The following is a 22,541-nucleotide window of genomic DNA, read 5'->3' as shown; positions in this document are numbered from 1 at the left end:
AAAGGTCTTTTTACTTTGCGTAAATAGTTGTGACGTTTCCTTGACATTACGTGCTTTGGCAATTAATATTATAAGTGTATAATTTTATAATTTTTATTATGAAATTAATTGGTATTTTATGCATTCAGAAATGTTACATGCCGACAATAATGAATTGTACAATTTTATAGCAATGGGAGGTGAAATCATGGACATTATACTCTTAATCATCTCCATTTTGCTTGCTCTGATCGTCGGTATTGTTGTTGGTTATCTAGTACGTAAATCTATTGCAGAAGCTAAAATTTCCAGTGCGGAAACCTTGGCAAAGCAGATTGTGGAAGAAGCACGTAGAAATGCAGGTGCTGCTAAAAAGGAAGCACTTCTTGAAGCAAAAGATGAAAATCATAGGCTTCGCCAGCAGACAGAAGATGAATTACGTGAGCGACGTACGGAAGCTCAAAAGCAGGAAAACCGTCTGATGCAAAAAGAAGAAACTCTGGACAGAAAAAGTGAAACATTAGACAAACGTGAATCTCTGTTAGAAAGAAAAGAACAAGCTCTAACAGACAAACAACAACAAATTGAAGAAATGAAAAGCAAAGTGGAAGCTATGAAAGAAGAGCAGCAAACGGAGCTTGAGCGCATTTCAGGATATACATCTGACCAGGCTAAACAAATTATTTTAGAACGGATCGAAAATGAAGTGAAACATGAATCTGCTGTAATGATTAAAGAAGCTGAAAATCGTGCAAAAGAAGAATCAGATAAAAAGGCGAAAAGTCTTCTATCTCTTGCATTGCAGCGATGTGCTGCAGATCATGTTGCAGAAACAACTGTATCTGTTGTTAACTTGCCTAATGATGAAATGAAAGGTCGTATTATAGGTCGAGAAGGACGTAATATACGAACATTAGAAACATTAACAGGTATTGATTTAATTATCGATGATACACCGGAAGCTGTCATACTATCCGGTTTTGATCCAATTAGACGGGAAGTAGCCCGTATGGCATTAGAAAAACTAGTACAGGATGGACGAATTCACCCCGCAAGAATTGAAGAAATGGTGGATAAGGCCAGACGTGAAGTTGATGAATATATACGGGAAGTTGGAGAAGAAACTACGTTTGAAGTTGGTGTACATGGACTACATCCAGATTTGGTGAAAATTCTCGGTCGACTGAAATATCGTACGAGCTATGGTCAAAATGTACTGAAGCACTCAACGGAGGTTGCTTATTTGTCAGGTTTGCTTGCTGCTGAACTTGGTGAAGACGTTACGTTAGCAAGAAGAGCCGGATTACTTCATGATATCGGAAAAGCAATTGATCATGAAGTAGAGGGCAGTCACGTTGAAATAGGTAAAGAGCTAGCAATGAAGTACAAAGAACCTGAGGTTGTCATTAATTCGATCGCTTCCCACCATGGAGATGAAGAAGCTACTTCCATTATCGCAGTACTTGTAGCTGCCGCCGATGCATTATCTGCTGCCAGACCAGGAGCTAGAAGTGAAACATTGGAAAACTACATCAAACGATTAGAAAAACTCGAAGAAATTTCCGAGTCATTTGACGGAGTAGAGAAATCATTTGCCATTCAGGCTGGAAGAGAGATCCGAATTATGGTTAGACCTGATGAAATTGATGATATAGAATCTGTTCGTGTTGCTCGTGATATACGGAAACGGATTGAAGCAGAACTTGATTATCCTGGTCATATTAAAGTAACGGTAATCAGGGAAACAAGATCAATTGAATACGCCAAATAAAACAAAAGCGGTCATTCGATCGCTTTTGTTTTTTAAATTCTGAATCTATTGTGTTTACCTACCTACCTATCTATCTAGGGTGGGAAATAATCGGTTTGATTCAGTTAGAGTTTTGACAACCCTAAGTCAATATGAAAAACTTATACTATACTATACGTTAGGATGATTAACAATGAAAATACTTTTTATAGGTGATGTGGTTGGTTCCCCAGGGCGGGATATGGTACAAGAATATCTGCCGAAACTAAAGGAAAAATATCGACCGAACATGACCATTATTAATGGTGAAAATGCTGCTGCAGGTAAAGGGATTACGGAAAAAATTTATAAGCAATTTCTTGAATGGGGTGCTCAAGCTATCACTATGGGAAACCACACTTGGGATAAAAGGGAAATTTTTGAGTTTATTGATGATGCTAAATATATGATTCGGCCAGCAAATTTCCCAGAGAATAATCCGGGGAAAGGAATCGTATATATAAATATAAATGGAGCAGAGGTAGCCGTTATCAATCTCCAGGGTAGAACATTCCTTCCTGCTGTGGATGATCCTTTTCAGAAAGCAGATCAATTAATTGAGGAAGCCAAAAAAAGAACGAATATGATTTTTGTAGATTTCCATGGGGAAGCGACAAGTGAGAAGCAGGCGATGGGATGGTATCTTGATGGTAGAGTGAGTGCTGTTGTTGGTACACATACACATACCCAAACAGCGGATGAGCGGATCTTACTGAATGGTACAGCGTATATATCAGATGTAGGGATGACTGGTCCCTATGATGGAATACTTGGTGTTGACCGTGAAGCTGTAATAAAACGTTTCCTCACGTCACTACCTGTACGTTTTGAAACGACAAAACAGGGAAGAACACAATTAAATGGAGTAATGGTTACAATCGAGTCAAATACGGGTAAAGCATCTAAGATCGAACGGATTATGATAAATGATGATCATCCATTCTTCGGTTGATTGATAATTGTTTGAATCTTTGTTGCGTAATAGGGAATAAGCTAACATCTCCAGGAATATAGTAGCAATATAACTACAATAGCGCATGGAGGAGGTACTAGTAATGGACGTATTAAAAGTTTCAGCAAAATCAAATCCAAACTCAGTAGCAGGTGCACTTGCTAATGTTTTAAGAGAACGAGGTACAGCGGAGATTCAAGCGATTGGTGCAGGTGCTTTAAATCAGTCTGTTAAAGCAGTAGCCATAGCAAGAGGTTTTGTTGCACCAAGTGGGGTAGATTTAATTTGTATTCCAGCATTCACAGATATCTTAATTGATAATGAAGAACGGACAGCCATTAAGTTAATTGTTGAACCAAGATAATATTATAGTTTAGGGACTTTTTGTAAATTTTGTTACTCTTTCAACCGTCGCAGTTTCTATAAACTACGACGTAACTTCTATTTAAGTTAGATCTGTGACACTAATATTGGAAGCAAATTACTTATGCAACCGCAGCCTGCCATACACTCCCTTTCTATGGGCGGCTGGTGAGCCACCTTGTGCTATCGCACTTCGGAGTCTCACCGATGCCTTTCCTCCCACAGGAGTCTTCGTGTATACGGCTGCTAGTATAGTGTTTTCCAATAATGAAAATCTTTAGCTGAAATAATGACAAAGAATTCTTCCATAAAAAAGCTTTACTAGTCCGGGATTACTCTGAGCGGTGACTCCTACGGGAACAGCACGTATCCGAAGCCCCCGCAGAGTGGTTTTCTCTTCGGAGGCTGAGGTCGTGCCCTAAGGATGCGCATCCGCCCAGAGCAATCCCGGACAACAGCAATCTATGCAAAAACAGCCTGAATTAAGGTAACCTTCCTATAATCGATAGGGAGGTTTTTTATTTGCGCTATTCTCACAAGTATTGTTAAATTTAATAAGAAGCATTATACTGTTCTATTGTATACCTATACATATAATCTTTTAGATAGAAAGGAGATTCGTAATGAACGAAGAACAACGAAAACAGCAAGCACAAATAAATCAAGTCGATAATGTTGAGCGTATTAAAAGTGCGTCAAGTGACGATATGATTGCTAAATATTTTCAAACGAGCTATGAACAGCAATCACCAGATATAAAAAAAGCAAGAAAGCGACGTAATGAAGATGTTCAATTTCATTATGACTTCTCAATACCAGAAGATGTAGCTAATATTGGAAAAGGTAAGAAATTCTTGATACGTACGTATGGTTGCCAGATGAATGAACATGATACCGAGGTAATGGCCGGAATTCTAACGGAAATGGGGTATGAATCAACTTCCATTACAGATGAAGCAGATATCATCTTACTAAATACTTGTGCAATCCGTGAAAATGCCGAAAATAAAGTGTTTGGGGAAATTGGTCATTTAAAGCCACTTAAATTGGAAAACCCCGACCTTATAATTGGTGTATGTGGATGTATGTCTCAGGAAGAGTCTGTAGTAGACCGAATTCTAAAAAAACATCAGCATATTGATCTTATTTTCGGTACACATAATATACATCGTCTACCACAGTTAGTGAAAGAAGCAATGTTCGGTAAAGAAATGATTGTCGAGGTTTGGTCCAAAGAAGGCGACGTAATTGAAAACCTTCCTAAAGTTCGTAAAGGGAAAATCAAAGCTTGGGTAAACATTATGTATGGCTGTGATAAATTCTGTACATACTGTATCGTCCCAATGACACGTGGTAAAGAACGAAGTCGTCGACCAGAAGATATCATTCAGGAAGTACGTCATCTTGTGGCACAAGGCTATCAGGAAGTCACATTACTGGGTCAGAATGTAAATGCCTATGGCAAAGACTTCGAGGATCTTGAATATGGACTAGGCGATTTGATGAATGCTATTCATAAAATAGATATTCCCCGTGTCCGTTTTACGACATCACATCCAAGGGATTTTGATGATCGTTTAATTGAAGTTCTAGCACAGGGTGGTAATTTACTTGATCACATCCATTTACCGGTACAGTCCGGCAGCAGTGAAATCCTTAAAAAGATGAACCGAAAATACACAAGGGAAGAGTATTTGGAATTGGTTCAGAAAATCCGAAAAGCGATGCCGAATACTACCTTAACAACAGATATCATTGTTGGATTCCCGAACGAAACAGAAGAACAATTCGAGGAGACAATGACACTTATGGAAGAAGTAGGTTTTGAAGCTGCCTACACTTATATCTATTCACCACGTGAAGGTACTCCAGCAGCGCGTAAGAAAGACGACATACCTGAAGAGGTTAAAAAACAACGCTTATATCGCTTAAATGACCTTGTGAATAAACAATCTGCTGAATCGATGAAAACGTATGACGGAAAGACGGTTAAAGTTCTTGTTGAAGGTGAAAGTAAAAAAGACCCGGATGTTCTGGCTGGATATACAGAAAGAAATAAGCTTGTGAATTTCAAAGGACCGAAATCGTCTATAGGCAAAATTGTAGAAGTTAAAATAACAGAAGCCAAAACATGGTCATTAAATGGTATAATGGTGGAAAGTACAGTTGAGGTGAACTAATATGGTTGAATATAGTCGCAAAGAAGTAATGGATGAAGCGAAAAAATTAGCAAATATGCTTGCCAGTACGGAAGAAATTGACCGTTTCAAGCAGGTTGAAGCAAAAATAAATGAAAGTAAGAAAGTGCAAAAACTAATCCAGAAAATTAAAACATTACAAAAACAGGCAGTTAATTTCCAGGCTTATGAAAAAAGAGAAGCCTTGAAACGAATAGAGGAAGAAATTGACCGAGTACAAGCGGAAATAGATGACATACCAGTTGTACAAGAATTTAAAGAAACACAAATAGTTGTAAATGATGTACTGCAACTTGTTACGAAAACAATTGCACGTGAAGTAACCAACCAAGTAATTGAATCAACTGGCGGAGACGTACTTGCCGGTGAAACTGGTTCTAAAGCTAAAAATAACTCTGGATGCACAAATTAACTTCTAAAGCCGGGCAGGAAATATGCCCGGTTTTGTTGTTTATCCCGTTATAATCGCCTTACATTCTTCTTTTCCTAAAATGCTATGCACTTTAGGTATTTGTCTTGCATAAAATGACAATGTAAATAGAGGAGGTAAAAGTAATCATGACTTTTCTTGATAAAGAATATAGAGAGATCATAACGAAAGCTGTCTGTGGTAAAGGGCGAAAGTTCTCAAAGGAATCCCATTCCATCTCTCCGTCACATCGGCCTTCAAGCATTTTAGGTTGCTGGGTGATCAACCATTTATATAATGCGAAGAAGAAATCCGAAGACACGGTCGAAATTAATGGTAGCTATGATATCAATATCTGGTATTCCTTTAATGACAACACAAAGACAGAAGTGGTTACCGAAAGAGTGACGTACACTGACATTATTCCACTGTCTGTGAAAGATGATAATTCCATCAATGACGAATATGATGTGATCGCAAAAGTAATCCAGCAACCGAACTGCCTGGAATGCAAAATTGCAAGCAGTGGAAGTAAAGTTACTGTTGATATTGAGCGGGAATTCATCGTTCAAATCATCGGTGACACAAAAATATTCGTAAAAGTAAATCCAGATTGGGATAACGATGACGATGACGACTCATGGGACCACAAAGTAACGGATGATGAAGTCAAAGATGTTAAGACAGATTTCTTTCATAAAAAAGATTAAATAATGAATGAGGTTTATAATACATTCATTCTCTTTAACCGAGATAGCAGGAGCCAATACGTGTCTGCTATCTCTTTTATTTTATGCTATAATTGCAGAAGAAAGTTTTAGGTAGTTGGAGGAAAAAAGATGGCTAAGCATACACCAATGATGGAACAATACATAAAAATCAAAGCAGAATACCAAGATTCATTTTTATTTTACAGATTAGGTGATTTCTATGAACTTTTTTATGATGATGCAATTCATGCATCAAGAGAACTGGAAATAACACTTACGAAACGAGGGGGAGGAAAAGGAGACCCCATACCAATGTGTGGTGTTCCTTACCACGCGGCTGAGAATTATATTAAGACATTAATTGAAAAAGGATACAAAGTAGCAATTTGTGAACAAGTGGAAGATCCAAAAACTGCAAAAGGTGTCGTTAAGCGGGAAGTCGTGCAGCTGATTACACCTGGTACGGTAATGGAAAGTACGATGTTAAAAGAGGGCGAGAATAACTATATTGCTAGCTTGTCCCAATTTAATGATGGTTCCTATGTGATTGTCTACAATGATTTATCGACCGGGGAAAACCAATTAGCGCTTATTTCCAGTGGCTGGGATGCCGTTATCCATGAATTATACAACCAACCAATAAAGGAAATCGTCATTTCTTCTGATTTGTCGGATGAATTGCAAATACAATTAGAGGAGCGATTAAATGTTACGCTATCATACCAGGATGAAGTAACATTTAATGCGGAATATCGTAATCTTACTGAAGGTCTGAATGACGAGCGCTTGCTTACAGCATTCAGCAGACTTTTGAATTATATCCAGCATACACAGAAACGAACACTGGACCATCTTCAGAAAGCAAAAGTAATTGAGCTTAAACAATACTTATCACTCGATATGTATTCCAAACGAAATCTGGAACTAACGGAGACAATTATTAAAAAAGGTAAGTATGGAAGTTTGTTATGGGTCTTGGATAAGACAGCAACAGCAATGGGGTCCCGAATGCTAAAGAAATGGCTTGAGAGGCCATTACTTAATAAAAATAAAATTGAAGAACGGTTGGAAATAGTGGCTGGATTCTATCGTGGCTTTATGGAGCGGGATTCATTACGAGATACTTTAAAATCGGTCTACGATTTGGAACGATTGGCTGGCAGAATTGCGTTTGGTAATGTAAATGCAAGAGATTTAATTCAATTGAAACATTCTTTGCAAAAAATACCTGAACTGAAACATAACTTATATCAATTCAACAAGAAAGAAATCAGTAGATTAGCAGATAATCTGATTTCCCCTGATAATATTTTGGAGTTACTGGAAAGCAGTCTTAAAGAAGATCCCCCGATATCTATAAAAGAAGGATCTATCATTAAGGATGGATACAATGAGCAGTTGGATACGTATAGATATGCAACAAAGAACGGTAAAAAATGGATAGCTGAACTTGAAAAAAAAGAAAAACAGGAAACGAATATCAAGTCTTTAAAAATAGGTTTCAATCGGGTGTTTGGCTATTATATTGAGGTAACCAAGTCTAATTTACATCTTTTGCCTGAGGGAAGATATGAACGAAAGCAGACACTAGCAAATGCAGAACGTTATATTACACCTGAATTAAAGGAAAAAGAAGAAATTATACTGGAAGCGGAAGAGAAAAGCGTAGACCTAGAATATACATTGTTTATAGAAATAAGAGAGATGATCAAGGAACATATTCCAGTAGTTCAGCATCTGGCCGATGTTGTAAGTGAAATTGATGTCTTGCAAGGATTTGCTACTGTTAGCGAAACGAATAATTATAAGCGTCCAAAATTTGTAGGAAATAAATTGAACATCAAAAATGGACGACATCCAGTTATTGAACAAGTCATGAAGGATGGTTCGTTCGTTCCAAATGATATTTCTCTTGACGAAAATAAAAATATATTACTGATTACCGGTCCGAATATGTCAGGTAAGAGTACGTATATGAGACAGTTGGCACTAACCGTAATCATGGGGCAAATAGGTTGTTTTGTACCATGTGATGATGCTGATTTAATTATATTCGATCAAATATTCACGCGTATTGGTGCAGCAGATGATCTTGTGTCTGGACAAAGTACCTTTATGGTCGAAATGCTGGAAGCAAATCATGCCATTGCAAATGCAACGGATCGAAGTCTAATTTTATTGGACGAGATAGGACGAGGTACAAGTACGTATGATGGCATGGCACTGGCACAAGCGATTGTGGAGTTTATTCATAATAATATTCATGCTAAAACGTTATTTTCGACCCATTATCACGAATTAACAGCACTTGAAGATTCGTTAGCGAACTTGAAAAACATTCATGTTCGTGCAGAAGAACATGAGGGGAATGTTGTATTCCTGCACCAGATTAAAGAAGGTGCAGCAGATCAAAGCTATGGGATTCATGTCGCAAAACTTGCAGACCTTCCAGAGGTATTGATTGAAAGGGCAACAGCAATTCTTGAACAGTTGGAAAGCGATGAAAAATTAGCACCAACTGCAGAAAAAACCGAATCTGGCCAACTGTCTTTCTTTGCGGATGGAAATAAAACAGTTGAAAAAGAAGAAAACCAACCAGCAAATCAAGAAAAAGTAATCAATGATTTGAAGGAAATGAATTTGTTTGAAATGACGCCTATGGAGGCAATGAATGAGTTATATCAGCTTCAAAAAGATATTAAGCAATAGTTTTACTCGAAAGGGATGTTTGCGTGAGTATCATTCAAATGTCAGATGCGCTGGCAAATAAAATAGCAGCAGGGGAAGTCGTGGAACGTCCTGCATCTGTAGTAAAAGAACTAGTAGAAAACAGTATTGATGCAAACAGTAGTTGGATCAAGGTAGATATAATAGAAGCAGGTTTACAGGAGATTAAAATAACTGATAACGGGGATGGCATGTCAGAAGAAGACGCAGAAATTGCATTCCTGAGACATGCAACAAGTAAGATCAGAAATGAAACAGATTTATTTCATATACGAACACTTGGCTTTCGTGGAGAAGCATTAGCAAGTATTTCGTCGGTAAGCAAATTACAAATTAAAACATCGCAAGGTGACAAGGCAGGCACGTTTTTATCCTTGGAAGGTGGAAAAGTACTGGAGAAGAACAAAAGTGACGCACGGAAAGGATCAGAGATTACAGTTAGGGACCTTTTCTTTAATACACCTGCAAGACTTAAATATATGAAGAGCCTTCATACCGAATTAGGACATGTCACAGATCTTCTAAACAGGATGGCACTTTCCCATCCAGAAATACGTTTCGAAGCAACGCATAATGGTAAAGGCTTATTTAAAACTTCTGGAACGGGTGATCTACTGCAGGTTATTTCTCAAATATACGGTATGAATGTAGCGAAGAATATGCTGCCAATCAAACATCAAACACTGGATTTTTCTATCGAAGGCTACATTGCCAAGCCTGAAATTACAAGGGCATCAAGAGCCTATGTATCAACGATTATTAATGGCCGTTATATTAGAAATGCCCCCTTAACACAGGCGATTTTGCGTGCCTATCATACCTTGTTGCCAATTGGACGTTCACCTATTGTTGTTCTCACAATTGATATGGACCCCATACTGGTTGATGTAAACGTACATCCAGCCAAGCTTGAAGTACGTTTTAGTAAGGATAGAGAATTATATACTGCCATTGAACAGACAATCAAAGATAGATTCCGTGAAATGACATTAATTCCAGAAATCGAACAAAAACCGAAAGTAAAAGAAAAGTCATTCCAACATGCAATTGATTTTGATGATACAGTGAAGAGAAACTTTTCAGGAGATACGTTTACGCAGCAGGATCAAGAGGTAATTCATGAATCAATACCCCGGATTACAGATAAGAAAAGTATTAGCTCACAATCTACTGAAGAGTATGAAACAAAAAATGTTGGGGCTCAATCAGATAATAACGATATAACTATTGATTTCACAAAAACAGATACACGAGTAACAGAGGCAGATCAACCCCGTGTGCCAACAATATATCCGATTGGACAATTACAAGGTACTTATATCATGGCGCAAAATGAAAATGGGCTTTATATGATTGACCAGCATGCTGCACAGGAAAGAATTAAATACGAATTTTTTAAGGGAAAACTAGGAAAGCCATTTAATGAATCACAAGAGTTGCTTTTACCGATGACATTTGAATTTTCCAAACAGGAAGCCATTTTTATTGACCAGTATAAAGAGGATTTTGAAAAGGTAGGCTTATTTTTTGAGGAATTCGGAAATCAGACCTATGTTATCCGTTCCCATCCAAATTGGTTTCCAACCGGATTTGAAGAAGAAGTAATCCGGGAAATGGTTGATCAAATCATTAATGAGGAAAAGGTAAATGTGGAATCAATCCGGGAAGAAGCAGCCATTCTCATGTCTTGTAAACGATCCATTAAAGCGAATCACTATTTGAATCAAGATGAAATGTTCCGATTACTGGAAGATTTACGTCAAACGACAGACCCATTTACATGTCCACATGGCAGGCCGATTATCGTACATTTCTCCACGTATGAATTAGAAAAAATGTTTAAAAGGGTTATGTAAATATGTATAAAATTTCCATATATCGACGAAGCTATGCATAAAAGCTAATAGCCAAATGAATGGATATAGTCACTTGGCATTTAAAAATCGAGGTGTGGAAATTGGAAAACCAGAAACTAATTAATTTTTTAAACCAAATGCTTTCCAACTACGTTGTGATGTATGTGAAACTGCACCGCTATCACTGGTATGTACAAGGCAGGCATTTCTTTTTACTCCACGAAAAATTTGAAGAAATGTATAATCGTTTTGCCGAGGATTTAGATACGATAGCAGAGAGAATTCTAATGATTGATGGAAAACCTCTTGCAACGATGATCAAATACCTAAAAGAGTCAACGTTGGAAGAAGCGACTGCTGATGATAAAGAAACAGAAATAATCGCACAGCTAATTGAAGATTATACCCAAATAGTTTCAGAAATTAATCAATCGGGAATGGAGCTTGCGGTTAAATTTAATGATGATCCGACTGCAGATATGTTAACAGATCTTCAAGGGAAGCTTGAGAAGGATATCTGGATGTTGAAAGCATATTCTGCCTATAAATAAAAGTAATATAGGGGAGTACGAATGAAAAAAAATGTTATTTCAATCATGGGTCCGACCGCAGTAGGAAAAACAAATCTTAGCATCGAAATTGCAAAAAAATTCAATGGTGAGGTTATCAGTGGTGACTCCATGCAAGTCTATAAGGGGCTTGATATCGGCACCGCGAAAATTAAGCCCTCTGAAATGCAAGGTATCACACATCATATGCTTGATATTAGGGAAGCCGATCAGGAATTCTCTGTCTCTGATTTTAAAGAGAATGTGCAAAAATACATAAATGATATTACAGCACGTGGTAACTTGCCGATTATCGTTGGTGGCAGCGGCCTTTATATCCAGGCTGCATTGTATGACTATAATTTTTCCGAAGCAAAAAGGGATCATACAATTACAAATAAGATGGAAGAAATTATTGAATCAGAAGGGATTATGCCACTATACAACCGTTTAGTAGAAATTGATCCAGAACAGGCTGAAAAAATTCATCCCAATAATCACAGACGGGTAATTAGGGCGTTGGAAATCTATGAATCGACGGGAATGACGATGACTGCATACAAGGAAAACCAGTCAATGGAATCACCATATAAACCAATATTACTAGGTCTCGATATGGAAAGGGAACTACTGTATCGCCGGATAAATGAACGGGTGGATCATATGATGAAGGATGGCCTCTTGGATGAAGTGAAAAATTTATATGCGAAGGGCTATGAAAACTGCCAATCAATGAACGCAATTGGATATAAAGAATTCATACCATACTTTAAGAATGAGCAAAGTCTAGAAGAGACGATTGAATTATTAAAACGTAACTCAAGAAGATACGCGAAAAGGCAGCTTACCTGGTTTCGGAACAAAATGGATTTAACATGGTTTCATATGACACCTGCAACGATTGATAAGCAATTCGCAAATATTTTAGACGAATTAGCAGGAATTTTGAAATAATGGTAGAATTAATTAATACAGATAGAAAAGAGGAGGAACTTCCATGGCTCAAGCAGTTAATATCCAGGACCAGTATTTAAATCAATTAAGAAAGAATCATATTTCGGTTACTGTATTTTTGACAAATGGTTTTCAATTAAGGGGTATTATTAAAGCCTTTGATAATTTTACAGTTTTACTGGAAACAGACGGGAAACAGCAACTAATCTTCAAACATGCTATTTCCACCTTTGCACCAGTGAAAAACGTAACACTTGATAAAGAATAGATTCGAAACGGACGCTAAAACAGCGTCCGTTTTTAAATTGGGCAGCTTTCTTTTCTTAATTACCTGTTGATTTCTATCAGGATGTGCTTTTCCCGCAGGGGCCACCACCCCCCGCTCACCCAGACTGGAGGAGTTGTATGATGTTATTTTAGCTATGGCGGGTATAGTAATTGCAAGCCACTTCTAACTAGCTCTGAGAAATACACGGAGAATCTTACGGGAAGAGAGGCATAGGTGAGACCCTGAAATGCGTTAGCATGAAGGGGCTCACCTGTCGCCTTAGGATGCGCGCGGTGTATTTTCCAGAGCGGTCGCCGAAGTTTATCTTATGTGTGCAGTTTACCGATTTTGTGGCAAAACCACAATCTTTTAAAAAACTGCCATTATATAAAATTACTAGGCTATTGTCACCCTCTTATAGGCATTTGCGTATACTGTGGAAGAGTAAGGGGTGATGGAATGGCACAAGTGCAAGGCTATAAAAATGGAAAAATTAATATCATTTTACAGGATCGGGATAAAAGTGACTATCAGCCAACAAGCAATGTGAAGTCGATTGAAAATAGTCCATTGAAGCTTATTGAGCATGAATTTTCATCATTTGTCGGCATGAAAAATTTAAAAACTTCCATAAAAGAAATCTATGCGACCATATTGATTAATGAAAAAAGAAGAGAATTGGGATTAAGGGATTCCAAACAAGTACTTCATATGCTTTTTAAAGGTAATCCAGGTACAGGTAAAACGACTGTAGCGAGGAAGATTGCTAAAATATATCGAGATATGAATATCCTTTCCAAAGGTCATTTTATCGAAGCGGAAAGAGCGGACTTAGTAGGGGAATATATTGGGCAGACTGCTCAAAAAACGCGAGCTGTAATCCAGAAAGCAATGGGAGGGGTCCTTTTTATTGATGAAGCATATTCCCTGGCACGTGGCGGTGAAAAGGATTTTGGTAAAGAAGCGATTGATACACTTGTGAAACATATGGAAGACGAACATCAAGATCTTGTTCTTATACTTGCTGGTTATCCATATGAGATGGACCGTTTTTTAACATTTAATCCGGGACTGGAATCTCGTTTCCCATTCATATTGGAATTTGATGATTATGAAGTGGGACAGCTAATGGAAATTGCGGGTAGGATGGCCAAGGAGCGGGAATATAATCTATCGAAAGAAGCAGAATGGGAACTTCGGAATCACCTATATAAGAAGCTGCAGGAAAAACCAAGAAACTTTTCCAATGCAAGATATGTAAGAAATGTCATTGAACAGGCAATTAGGTTGCATGCAGTAAGGTTATTAAGACAAAACAGCTATACTTCGAAAGATCTTATATTATTGACGGGAAATGATTTGCAGCTTGATCGTGGATATAGTTAATGATTTGTTTCGAAAGTATTATTTGATATGATTGAGTTAACATATAATGTGGCGAATATGCTTATTAACAGCTGCAGAGTTCATTTAATATCAAATTGTAGTAAAGAAAGAGGTCTGTTAATGTCCCAGGAAAATATACTTATCATTGCCGTGAAAAGCAGAAAACAAACGGAAGACCGATTTCAATCTTCTTTGGATGAATTGATTTCCCTTGGTAGAACAGCAGGTGGTGTAGTCGAGAAAGTTGTGACTCAAAAAAGAAACCGAATCCATCCCGCTACCTATATTGGTGAAGGGAAAATTGTTGAGATAAAAGAAATGGTCGATGAAAATGATATTGACCTTGTTATTTCGAATGACGAACTTTCAGCAGGTCAACTGAGAAACTTGACTGATGAAATTGGTGTAAGAATCATTGATAGAAGCCAGCTTATTTTGGATATTTTTGCCATGCGTGCCAGAACGAAGGAAGGCAAGCTTCAAGTGGAGCTTGCCCAATTGGAATACATGCTGCCAAGGCTTCATGGCCAAGGTGTTGCAATGTCAAGACTTGGTGGGGGCATCGGTACAAGAGGGCCAGGTGAAACAAAGTTAGAATCAGACAGACGGCATATAGAGAGACGAATTTATGATATTAAGCGCAGATTGAAACTAATTGTAAAGCAAAGGAATCAATACCGTAAAAACAGAAAAAGTAACGATGTCTTTCAAATTGCAATTGTAGGATACACAAATGCGGGGAAGTCTACATTATTTAATCGATTAACGCAAAGTGAATCACTGGAGGAGAATCTTCTATTTGCCACCTTAGATCCTTTAACAAGAAAAATAAGGCTGCCTTCCGGTTTTGAAGCTCTTATTACGGATACGGTTGGTTTCCTACAGGAGCTACCGACATCGCTAATTGCGTCATTTCGTTCTACTTTGGAAGAAGTTACAGCATCAGATTTCCTGCTGCATGTTGTAGATGGATCACATCCTGATCAAATTCAGCAACAGGATACAGTTAACGGATTACTAGAAGACCTGGATGCACAAAAATTACCAATGCTTACTTTATATAATAAAAAAGATCTTATTGAAAGTGATTTTATACCGATGAATCACCCATATATGCTTATGAGTGCTTATGAACAAAATGATATTCAAGCAGTTCTGAAAAAAATTGAAGAAATTATGACAGAGGAATGGAACAGTTATAACGTGGTATTGGATCCTGAAAATGGAAAATTACTAAACAAAATTAATACAGAAACAATTATAAAAAACAAAGTATTTGATGAAGAGAAAAATAATTATGTTATTAGTGGGTTTGTAAGAAAAAGTCATTCATTGAATAGCTTATTAAAGGGGCAATAATAGTACATGGTTGAATCATTAATAGGTCAAGCGGAAGAAGATTGCAGCAAACAACATAAAAAAATTAATCGCGTCGTAGAAATAAATCAGAAACGTGTACTTGATGCTTTTATTAAGAATCGAATTAGTGACAGTCATTTTAATTCGACAAGTGGCTACGGCTATGATGATTTAGGAAGAGAAGCACTGGAAGCAGTATATGCGGATGTTTTTGGTGGTGATGACGCACTTGTAAGACCACAAATCGTGTCGGGTACACATGCTATAACCACCGCGCTTTTTGGTCTATTGCGACCTGGTGAAGAGCTAATGTACATTACAGGCAAACCCTATGACACGCTTGAAGAAGTAATTGGAATACGTGGAAATAATTCGGGTTCTCTACGTGATTTTCAAATTCTGTACAAGGAAGTTTCATTAAAAGAAGACAGATTTGTTGATTATTCGGCAGTAAAAAAGGCCATGAATGAAAAGACAAGAGTTATCGGTATTCAACGTTCGAAAGGCTATGATAATAGACCATCCTTTACAGTCGACGAAATTGGTGAGATGGTGCGTTTTGTTAAAGAGATCAACCAGGATATTATTGTTTTTGTTGATAATTGTTATGGTGAATTTGTTGAAGAACAAGAACCGCTCCATGTTGGTGCAGACCTCATGGCAGGTTCTTTAATAAAAAATCCTGGCGGTGGTATTGTACGAGCTGGTGGCTATATTGTTGGTCGTCATGATTTAATTAAACAATGTGCAAACAGATTAACTGCACCAGGACTTGGCAAGGAAACTGGTGCAACTTTTAATATGCTTCAAGAAATGTATCAAGGATTCTTTCTTGCTCCACATATAGTTGGTGAAGCATTAAAAGGTGCTGTATTAACAGCAAGATTTCTGGAATTGGCTGGATTCAGTACATCTCCAGGTTATCTCGATCAACGTACAGATTTAATTCAATCGGTAACTTTTCCGGAAGCAGAGCAAATGATTGCATTTTGTCAGGCAATCCAACAGAATTCTCCGGTAAACTCCTATGTTACGCCATACCCAAGCGAAATGCCGGGCTACGAAGATAAAGTAATTATGGCTGCTGGAACTTTTATACAGGGTGCAAGTATAGAGTTATCTGCAGATGGGCCAATTAGAGCTCCGTATACCGCCTATGTTCAAGGCGGACTTACATATGCACATATAAAGATCGCAATACTGGAATCTGTAAAAGTTTTAATTGATAAGGGGTTTATAATAGAGTGAAAAGGGTAGATTACTAAAGTATCGCTTTGTAAATTTCATTCATGTTAGATAATCTGACATAGGATTGACAAGTTACCTCACAAAATTTATAATTACCTTAAGAAATCTTTTAGGGGGTCATCTTTTGAATGATAAAGATCGTCGTTCAATGCCCTTATTCTCGATAGGCATCGTTATGAAATTGACTGAACTGACAGCGAGGCAAATTAGATATTACGAAGAAAATGAACTGATTACACCAGAACGCACTTCTGGCAATCAGAGATTATTCTCTTTCAATGATGTTGACAAGCTGTTGGAAATTAAGAATTTGCTGGATAAAGGCATTAATATGGCCGGAATTAAACTCTTGCTTACAAAGGAAATAAAAAGTGAAGTAAGCAAGCGAGTAGGTTCCGATTTATCCGACGAGGAACTTAGATCTATTTTGCGAAATGAACTAAAAGATGCAGGCAGATTTGGAAGAACGAGTTTAAGACAAGGTGAATTATCAAGATTTTTTGTAAAATAGGTATTGGAAAAATAAAGCTCTTTACATATGACCGGTGCTGCGTTTTTCTGATGGTGAAACACTTAAAAATTGGAGGAGAAAGAATGGGAAAGAGATTCACGAGAGAAGCAATTATTCAACAAATTAAAGAAGAAAATGTAAGGTTTATTCGTTTGCAATTCACGGATATGCTCGGTAACATCAAAAACGTGGAAATTCCTTTAAGCCAATTAGATAAGGCGTTGGCTAATGAAATGATGTTTGATGGTTCTTCGATTGAAGGTTTTGTCCGTATTGAAGAGTCAGATATGAAATTATATCCTGATTTGGATACTTTCGTTGTTTTTCCATGGACATCAGATAAGGGTAAGGTAGCACGTTTTATCTGTGATATTTATAATCCAGATGGAACTCCGTTTGAAGGTTGTCCGAGATATAATTTGAAACGTAATTTGAAAAAAATGGAAGAACTTGGATTTGACGCATTCAATATCGGTACAGAACCAGAATTCTTTTTGTTTAAACTGGATGAAAAAGGCAATCCGACATTGGAATTAAATGACCACGGTGGATATTTTGACTTGGCTCCGACTGATTTAGGTGAAAACTGCCGTAGAGATATCGTGCTAGAACTTGAAGAAATGGGCTTTGAAATTGAAGCATCCCACCATGAAGTAGCTCCTGGACAACATGAAATTGATTTTAAATATTCGGATGCTGTTAAACACGCAGATGATATTCAAACATTTAAATTAGTAGTTAAAACGATTGCCAGAAAACATAATTTACACGCAACATTTATGCCAAAGCCGTTATTCGGTGTAAATGGTTCTGGAATGCATGTGAATATGTCCTTATTTAAAGACGGAGAAAATGTATTCTTTGCTGAGAATGGTGACATGCAATTAAGTGAAAAGGCATTTAGTTTCCTTGCTGGTATATTGGAACATGCTACTAATTTTACGGCTGTGACAAACCCAACAGTAAACTCTTACAAACGATTGGTTCCTGGTTATGAAGCACCTTGCTATGTAGCTTGGTCTGGTTCAAACCGTAGTCCATTGGTTCGTGTACCAAGTTCAAGGGGATTAAGTACCCGTATCGAGGCTCGAAGTGTAGACCCTTCTGCAAACCCATATTTGGCATTAGCTGTTTTATTGGCTTCGGGACTAGATGGTATCGAAAATAACATGGAAGCACCTGTTGCAATTGACCGGAACATTTATGTAATGAATAAAGCTGAACGTGAAGCTAACGGTATCAAAGACCTACCAGCAACACTTGCCGATGCTTTGGAAGAATTACAAAAAGATGAAGTTCTCGTGAGCGCTCTTGGCGAACACTTATACGAACACTTTATCGAAGCGAAGGAAATTGAATGGGATATGTTTAGAACGACTGTACATCCGTGGGAACGTGAGCAGTACTTGACTAACTATTAAGTTTGATATGATAGGGTTTGTTTCGTGAGTATTCGGATTGTTTTTGAGTTTATTCGTAGGTTACAGTCACGAAACACCCACCAAAAATCACAAAATAATAAGATGTCTTCATTTAAAATATCGTTCAGGTACGATTCAACTGAGCGGTATTTTTTTGTTCCATCTTTTTAGACACATGGGTGTAGATATCAGCTATGAAACCTCTACTCCTATAGTTTTGGTTTGTAATTATCTATTTTAAATATAATACCTAATATTGGGGAGTAACTAAACCTTTGTGTATACAAATATAGAAATATACTTGTATACACTTTGACATAATAAATTTAAAACAAATACGAAGGAGAGCAATCAGTTGAACATAGAAAATATTACTATTTAAAAGAAGGGATTTTTTTCAAAGCAACACAAATTGGCAAGGCAATTATAATTCCTAATATATTTTGAAGGAGGTCACCAGGTATCGAAGCTAAGGGTGCAATCCAATTAGCGTATAGAATTCCTTCACCAATGTAATAAACAGCTGACATAAATGGGATGGAAACAATTGTTGCAGTTAAATTTAAGGAAATACTGTCACCATTGTGACCATTTAACCAAGCAATTTTACCAACAATGTAACCTTGCAAACCACGTGCTAGAATGGTGATAGGTACCCATAAGACCCAACCCCCGAACATATCGAATAATCCCATTCCTATCGCTCCAGCAAGAGCCCCTTTTTTAGGGCCAAATAAAATAGATGCAATAAACAACATTGCTGTTCCTAGATGAACTAAACCTCCGTTTGCAGAAATAGGTAGTCTGATATTCAAAAAGAGAGTAGCAACGAAAACAAGTGATATTAACATTGATGTTGTAATTAGATCTAATGTTTTTTGACGTGACTTTAAATAACTTTGTGTATTTTGCAATTTATAAACCTTCCTTACTAGAATTTTCTATAACTTTAGCAAAAGATTGGTATCTGCAAAAGTACCAATTTAATATAAAACGTTAGGGTCAGTTTGTGAAAGTGCAGATTATACAAGTTTAAAGAAGATAGAGACAATCCCTGCAATTAAGTTATTGATGATTCAATAGAAGTATATAATTGGAGCGTGCCGTTAATATTTGTGTAAGTAATTTTGCAATATTCTTTTGACCTTTTCCACATTATTTTCTATGTGGTAATATTAATATAGACGAAGTTTAAGATGAATAGAGTTTATGGAGGTTATTATGAAAAAAGTTGCTGTATTACAAGATTTATCATCTTTTGGAAAATGCTCATTAACAGCTGCGATACCGGTGCTTTCAGTAATGGGCGTGCAGGCATGTCCTTTACCAACAGCAATACTCTCTGCGCAAACCGGTTATCCGAGTTTTTTTTACGAAGATTTTACTTCTAAAATGAAATATTTCACAGAGGAATGGAGTAAGCTTCATGTAACCTTTGATGGAATATATACTGGCTTCGTTACTGGCAGTGAGCAAATTAATAATATTTATTATTTTTTAGATAAATTTCATACAAAAGAAACGACTTTACTTGTTGATCCAGTTATGGGGGATATAGGAGAAGTCTATAAACATTTTACCAACCAATTGTTGGTACGTATGGGAGAGCTTGTGATGCATGCAGATGTGATTACACCAAATGTTACTGAGAGCTGTTTGTTATCTGGAATGTCTTACGAAAAACTACATAGTTACTCAAGTGAGAAGGACTATATGAAAGCCGTAGAAGAAGCTGGTAATATTTTGCGGCAAGAAACTGGCGCTAAGGTTATCATTACTGGAGTGAATCCACCATCAGTAGAATTAGATCAGCAGTATATCGGAAATATGTATTTGGACGGGAGTAAAACCTTTTATCATGCGATGAAGTTTAATGGTAAAAGCTATTCTGGCACTGGTGATTTATTTGCATCCGTGATGATGGGAAGTATGATGCGCGGAGAGGACCTGGAAAAATCTATAAAGCTTGCAGTGTCATTCCTGTCAAAGGCCATCGGTGATTCCACAGTAGAGCAAATTCCTGAAGTAGAAGGGGTTAACTTTGAGAAATATTTAGGAATGTTATTATAGAAGTTCTATTAAAAAAGTCAAATCAAATCTAATCCCCTGTTATTGGACTAGTAAACTCCGCTGACTGAAATGAATCCAACTTAAAGGGAGAAGGTAAATCTAATAGCGATATTAACATTGATGTAATAATTGCAGGATTACAATAGATAGGATTTCTAAGTGCTAGTAAAAAAACCAAAAATAATTAAGTATGAAATGGAAGGTTCAATCGATTAAAATCTTAAGCTCTTATCGCAACTGTCTATATTGTAGGAAGATTAAACTAAACTGTGTTAGTGAGAGGGTTCTTACTTCGCAGTTAAGTTTACACTATCTAACAAAATGTTTTTGCTCTTCTGACAACAACAATCTAATTACGTTCCTATTTGTACCTACGTATAGATGATTTAATAAGCTTGTTATAAATGCCTTTGTAACCTTACTTCTAACTCCTTATTATATCGCCTCGAATAGATGCATTGGCTTTACTACGAAGATGGGTATGGTGTGATTTTAACTCTTTCTTATACATTTTTTGGCACTTGATTCTATATGGAATAATGCAGCATGGTCCGTTAGAGATACATAAATCGAGAAAGTATTATAGAACCATATAAAACAAAATCGATAAGGGAGTTCGCGCGGCTAATCTCGTGTTTATACTAGTTGCTCTTTATCCCAAAAATAATAAATGTGACACCTAATATAATCCAAATCAGTTTATCAAAGGAGATCTTATCAGCTACACTATTTAATCCTATAGTAGTAGTTATAATCAAAATCAGTGGACCGACAAGGGCAAGTGAGCTATTAATTATGAGTGCTTTCTCAATTTCATTAAATCTAATCATCATATAAGCCGCAAATATTTCTATACTACCTGATAGCATCCTTAATAGTGCCATTAAAACTACCGCTTTTTCTAGTAAAGTAAACATTTTAATCCTCCGTTTTTCGCATTTTCTATTATATACCCTACATGTCCACAAAAAGACTAAACAGTTTCTTTCTTTGCATGTTCTTTAAACAGCATATGGGAAGAAGTGCTTGAAAATACTATCATTACTCAGTTTAGATAGATGAGTTATAAAATAAGAATCCATATATTCCTTTAAGCTACTATTTTGCTAAGAGTAGCTTAAGGTAATATCATGATAAATATAAAATACCTACATCAAAAAAAGTATTGACTTTTTGAAGTTACAAGAGTAATATAATTTACCCACAGCTAAATAACGTGTTTTAACTATACGTAATTTGTGTTTCAATAATTTCTATCAAAGCCGAGGAAATCGCGTTTGACTTTTGAAACTTAAAGTGGTAAGATATAAAAGTTGTCGAAAAAACAACGTTAAATAATTAATTTATTGTTGACATTAACGGCTGATTTATGGTATATTAATAGAGTCGCTTTTGATAAGTTGGCTAATAAATTTGCTCTTTGAAAACTGAACAAAACAACCAGTATGTCAAGAAAAGAAAACATGATTTTCTTTTTAAACAACTCATTAAGTTTTACTTTTTGAGTATGCAACAAGCTAAGAACACAAATGGAATTAACTGATGTTGATTCTATTCAAACACTTTTATGGAGAGTTTGATCTTGGCTCAGGACGAACGCTGGCGGCGTGCCTAATACATGCAAGTCGAGCGCGGGAAGCAAGTGATCACCCTTCGGGGTGTGAACTTGTGGAACGAGCGGCGGACGGGTGAGTAACACGTGGGCAACCTGCCTGTAAGATCGGGATAACTCGCGGAAACGTGAGCTAATACCGGATAATACTTTTTAACTCCTGTTGGAAAGTTAAAAGACG

The 22,541-nt window shown here is 36.9% G+C and carries 19 protein-coding genes and 1 rRNA gene; 18 read left to right on the top strand and 2 right to left on the bottom strand.

Features of this window, described 5'->3' with window-relative positions; translation table 11 throughout:
• Positions 1-187 precede the first annotated feature (187 nt).
• The 16 genes from rny to glnA all read left to right on the top strand — a co-directional run bounded on the left by rny (position 188) and on the right by glnA (position 18,678).
• Entirely contained in the window at positions 188-1,750 is a 1,563-nt protein-coding gene (rny, locus tag BV906_RS07480) for a ribonuclease Y (RefSeq protein ID WP_087972839.1), read from the top strand.
• Positions 1,751-1,922: 172 nt separating this feature from the next.
• Entirely contained in the window at positions 1,923-2,720 is a 798-nt protein-coding gene (locus tag BV906_RS07475; protein ID WP_087972838.1) for a TIGR00282 family metallophosphoesterase, read from the top strand.
• Positions 2,721-2,823: 103 nt separating this feature from the next.
• Entirely contained in the window at positions 2,824-3,084 is a 261-nt protein-coding gene (locus tag BV906_RS07470; protein WP_010649201.1) for a stage V sporulation protein S, read from the top strand.
• 622 nt (positions 3,085-3,706) lie between these two features.
• A complete protein-coding gene (gene miaB / locus BV906_RS07465) occupies positions 3,707-5,263 on the top strand; it encodes a tRNA (N6-isopentenyl adenosine(37)-C2)-methylthiotransferase MiaB (protein ID WP_087972837.1) in 1,557 nt (518 codons plus the stop codon).
• A gap of 1 nt (position 5,264) precedes the next feature.
• Complete coding sequence (locus tag BV906_RS07460; protein WP_087972836.1) at positions 5,265-5,693, top strand: YlbF/YmcA family competence regulator; 429 nt, start codon at positions 5,265-5,267, stop codon at positions 5,691-5,693.
• Between the two features lie 146 nt (positions 5,694-5,839).
• Positions 5,840-6,400: an outer spore coat protein CotE gene (locus BV906_RS07455; RefSeq protein ID WP_087972835.1), complete on the top strand. Its 561-nt coding sequence runs from the start codon at positions 5,840-5,842 to the stop codon at positions 6,398-6,400.
• A 129-nt stretch (positions 6,401-6,529) separates the two neighbouring features.
• Entirely contained in the window at positions 6,530-9,109 is a 2,580-nt protein-coding gene (gene mutS, locus BV906_RS07450; RefSeq protein WP_087972834.1) for a DNA mismatch repair protein MutS, read from the top strand.
• A 23-nt stretch (positions 9,110-9,132) separates the two neighbouring features.
• Entirely contained in the window at positions 9,133-10,983 is a 1,851-nt protein-coding gene (gene mutL / locus BV906_RS07445; RefSeq protein ID WP_281254126.1) for a DNA mismatch repair endonuclease MutL, read from the top strand.
• A gap of 101 nt (positions 10,984-11,084) precedes the next feature.
• Positions 11,085-11,534, top strand: coding sequence for a Dps family protein (locus tag BV906_RS07440; RefSeq protein ID WP_087972833.1), 450 nt, complete (start codon positions 11,085-11,087; stop codon positions 11,532-11,534).
• Positions 11,535-11,555: 21 nt separating this feature from the next.
• Positions 11,556-12,485, top strand: a complete 930-nt coding sequence (gene miaA, locus BV906_RS07435; RefSeq protein ID WP_087972832.1) for a tRNA (adenosine(37)-N6)-dimethylallyltransferase MiaA — start codon at positions 11,556-11,558, stop codon at positions 12,483-12,485.
• Between the two features lie 43 nt (positions 12,486-12,528).
• Positions 12,529-12,753, top strand: coding sequence for an RNA chaperone Hfq (gene hfq, locus BV906_RS07430; protein ID WP_087972831.1), 225 nt, complete (start codon positions 12,529-12,531; stop codon positions 12,751-12,753).
• Between the two features lie 459 nt (positions 12,754-13,212).
• A complete protein-coding gene (gene spoVK, locus BV906_RS07425; RefSeq protein WP_087972830.1) occupies positions 13,213-14,139 on the top strand; it encodes a stage V sporulation protein K in 927 nt (308 codons plus the stop codon).
• A gap of 120 nt (positions 14,140-14,259) precedes the next feature.
• Positions 14,260-15,498, top strand: a complete 1,239-nt coding sequence (gene hflX, locus BV906_RS07420; protein WP_087972829.1) for a GTPase HflX — start codon at positions 14,260-14,262, stop codon at positions 15,496-15,498.
• A 6-nt stretch (positions 15,499-15,504) separates the two neighbouring features.
• Positions 15,505-16,746 carry a methionine gamma-lyase family protein gene (locus BV906_RS07415; protein WP_087972828.1) on the top strand — a complete coding sequence of 414 codons (1,242 nt, stop codon included), beginning with the start codon at positions 15,505-15,507 and terminating at the stop codon, positions 16,744-16,746.
• A gap of 124 nt (positions 16,747-16,870) precedes the next feature.
• Positions 16,871-17,257, top strand: a complete 387-nt coding sequence (locus BV906_RS07410; RefSeq protein ID WP_087972827.1) for a MerR family transcriptional regulator — start codon at positions 16,871-16,873, stop codon at positions 17,255-17,257.
• A gap of 83 nt (positions 17,258-17,340) precedes the next feature.
• Positions 17,341-18,678 carry a type I glutamate--ammonia ligase gene (glnA, locus tag BV906_RS07405; protein ID WP_087972826.1) on the top strand — a complete coding sequence of 446 codons (1,338 nt, stop codon included), beginning with the start codon at positions 17,341-17,343 and terminating at the stop codon, positions 18,676-18,678.
• A gap of 374 nt (positions 18,679-19,052) precedes the next feature.
• Here glnA and BV906_RS07400 read toward each other — a convergent pair whose 3' ends face one another.
• On the bottom strand, positions 19,053-19,592 hold the full coding sequence (locus tag BV906_RS07400) for an ECF transporter S component (RefSeq protein WP_087972825.1): 540 nt from the start codon (positions 19,590-19,592) through the stop codon (positions 19,053-19,055).
• Positions 19,593-19,899: 307 nt separating this feature from the next.
• On the opposite strand from BV906_RS07400, the gene BV906_RS07395 reads away from it, so the two are divergent.
• Positions 19,900-20,748, top strand: coding sequence for a pyridoxamine kinase (locus tag BV906_RS07395; protein ID WP_087972824.1), 849 nt, complete (start codon positions 19,900-19,902; stop codon positions 20,746-20,748).
• 641 nt (positions 20,749-21,389) lie between these two features.
• On the opposite strand, the gene BV906_RS07390 is transcribed toward BV906_RS07395, so the two are convergent.
• Positions 21,390-21,665 carry a YqhV family protein gene (locus tag BV906_RS07390; protein ID WP_087972823.1) on the bottom strand — a complete coding sequence of 92 codons (276 nt, stop codon included), beginning with the start codon at positions 21,663-21,665 and terminating at the stop codon, positions 21,390-21,392.
• A 647-nt stretch (positions 21,666-22,312) separates the two neighbouring features.
• Here BV906_RS07390 and BV906_RS07385 point away from each other — a divergent pair.
• Positions 22,313-22,541: ribosomal RNA gene (locus tag BV906_RS07385) — 16S ribosomal RNA — on the top strand; the annotation flags it as partial.

Source organism: Oceanobacillus rekensis, from assembly GCF_002153375.1.
GTDB classification, from domain to species: Bacteria; Bacillota; Bacilli; order Bacillales; family Amphibacillaceae; genus Oceanobacillus; species Oceanobacillus rekensis.
The sequence above is the reverse complement of the archived record's forward strand: the minus strand, read 5'-3'. Positions and strand labels throughout refer to the sequence as shown.

Coding starts and splice junctions, on each gene's coding strand:
- rny (WP_087972839.1), top strand. CDS start 188: ATGGACATTATACTCTTAATCATCTCCATTTTGCTTGCTCTGATCGTC.
- BV906_RS07475 (WP_087972838.1), top strand. CDS start 1,923: ATGAAAATACTTTTTATAGGTGATGTGGTTGGTTCCCCAGGGCGGGAT.
- BV906_RS07470 (WP_010649201.1), top strand. CDS start 2,824: ATGGACGTATTAAAAGTTTCAGCAAAATCAAATCCAAACTCAGTAGCA.
- miaB (WP_087972837.1), top strand. CDS start 3,707: ATGAACGAAGAACAACGAAAACAGCAAGCACAAATAAATCAAGTCGAT.
- BV906_RS07460 (WP_087972836.1), top strand. CDS start 5,265: ATGGTTGAATATAGTCGCAAAGAAGTAATGGATGAAGCGAAAAAATTA.
- BV906_RS07455 (WP_087972835.1), top strand. CDS start 5,840: ATGACTTTTCTTGATAAAGAATATAGAGAGATCATAACGAAAGCTGTC.
- mutS (WP_087972834.1), top strand. CDS start 6,530: ATGGCTAAGCATACACCAATGATGGAACAATACATAAAAATCAAAGCA.
- miaA (WP_087972832.1), top strand. CDS start 11,556: ATGAAAAAAAATGTTATTTCAATCATGGGTCCGACCGCAGTAGGAAAA.
- hfq (WP_087972831.1), top strand. CDS start 12,529: ATGGCTCAAGCAGTTAATATCCAGGACCAGTATTTAAATCAATTAAGA.
- spoVK (WP_087972830.1), top strand. CDS start 13,213: ATGGCACAAGTGCAAGGCTATAAAAATGGAAAAATTAATATCATTTTA.
- hflX (WP_087972829.1), top strand. CDS start 14,260: ATGTCCCAGGAAAATATACTTATCATTGCCGTGAAAAGCAGAAAACAA.
- BV906_RS07415 (WP_087972828.1), top strand. CDS start 15,505: ATGGTTGAATCATTAATAGGTCAAGCGGAAGAAGATTGCAGCAAACAA.
- glnA (WP_087972826.1), top strand. CDS start 17,341: ATGGGAAAGAGATTCACGAGAGAAGCAATTATTCAACAAATTAAAGAA.
- BV906_RS07395 (WP_087972824.1), top strand. CDS start 19,900: ATGAAAAAAGTTGCTGTATTACAAGATTTATCATCTTTTGGAAAATGC.
- BV906_RS07390 (WP_087972823.1), bottom strand. CDS start 21,665: ATGTTTACTTTACTAGAAAAAGCGGTAGTTTTAATGGCACTATTAAGG.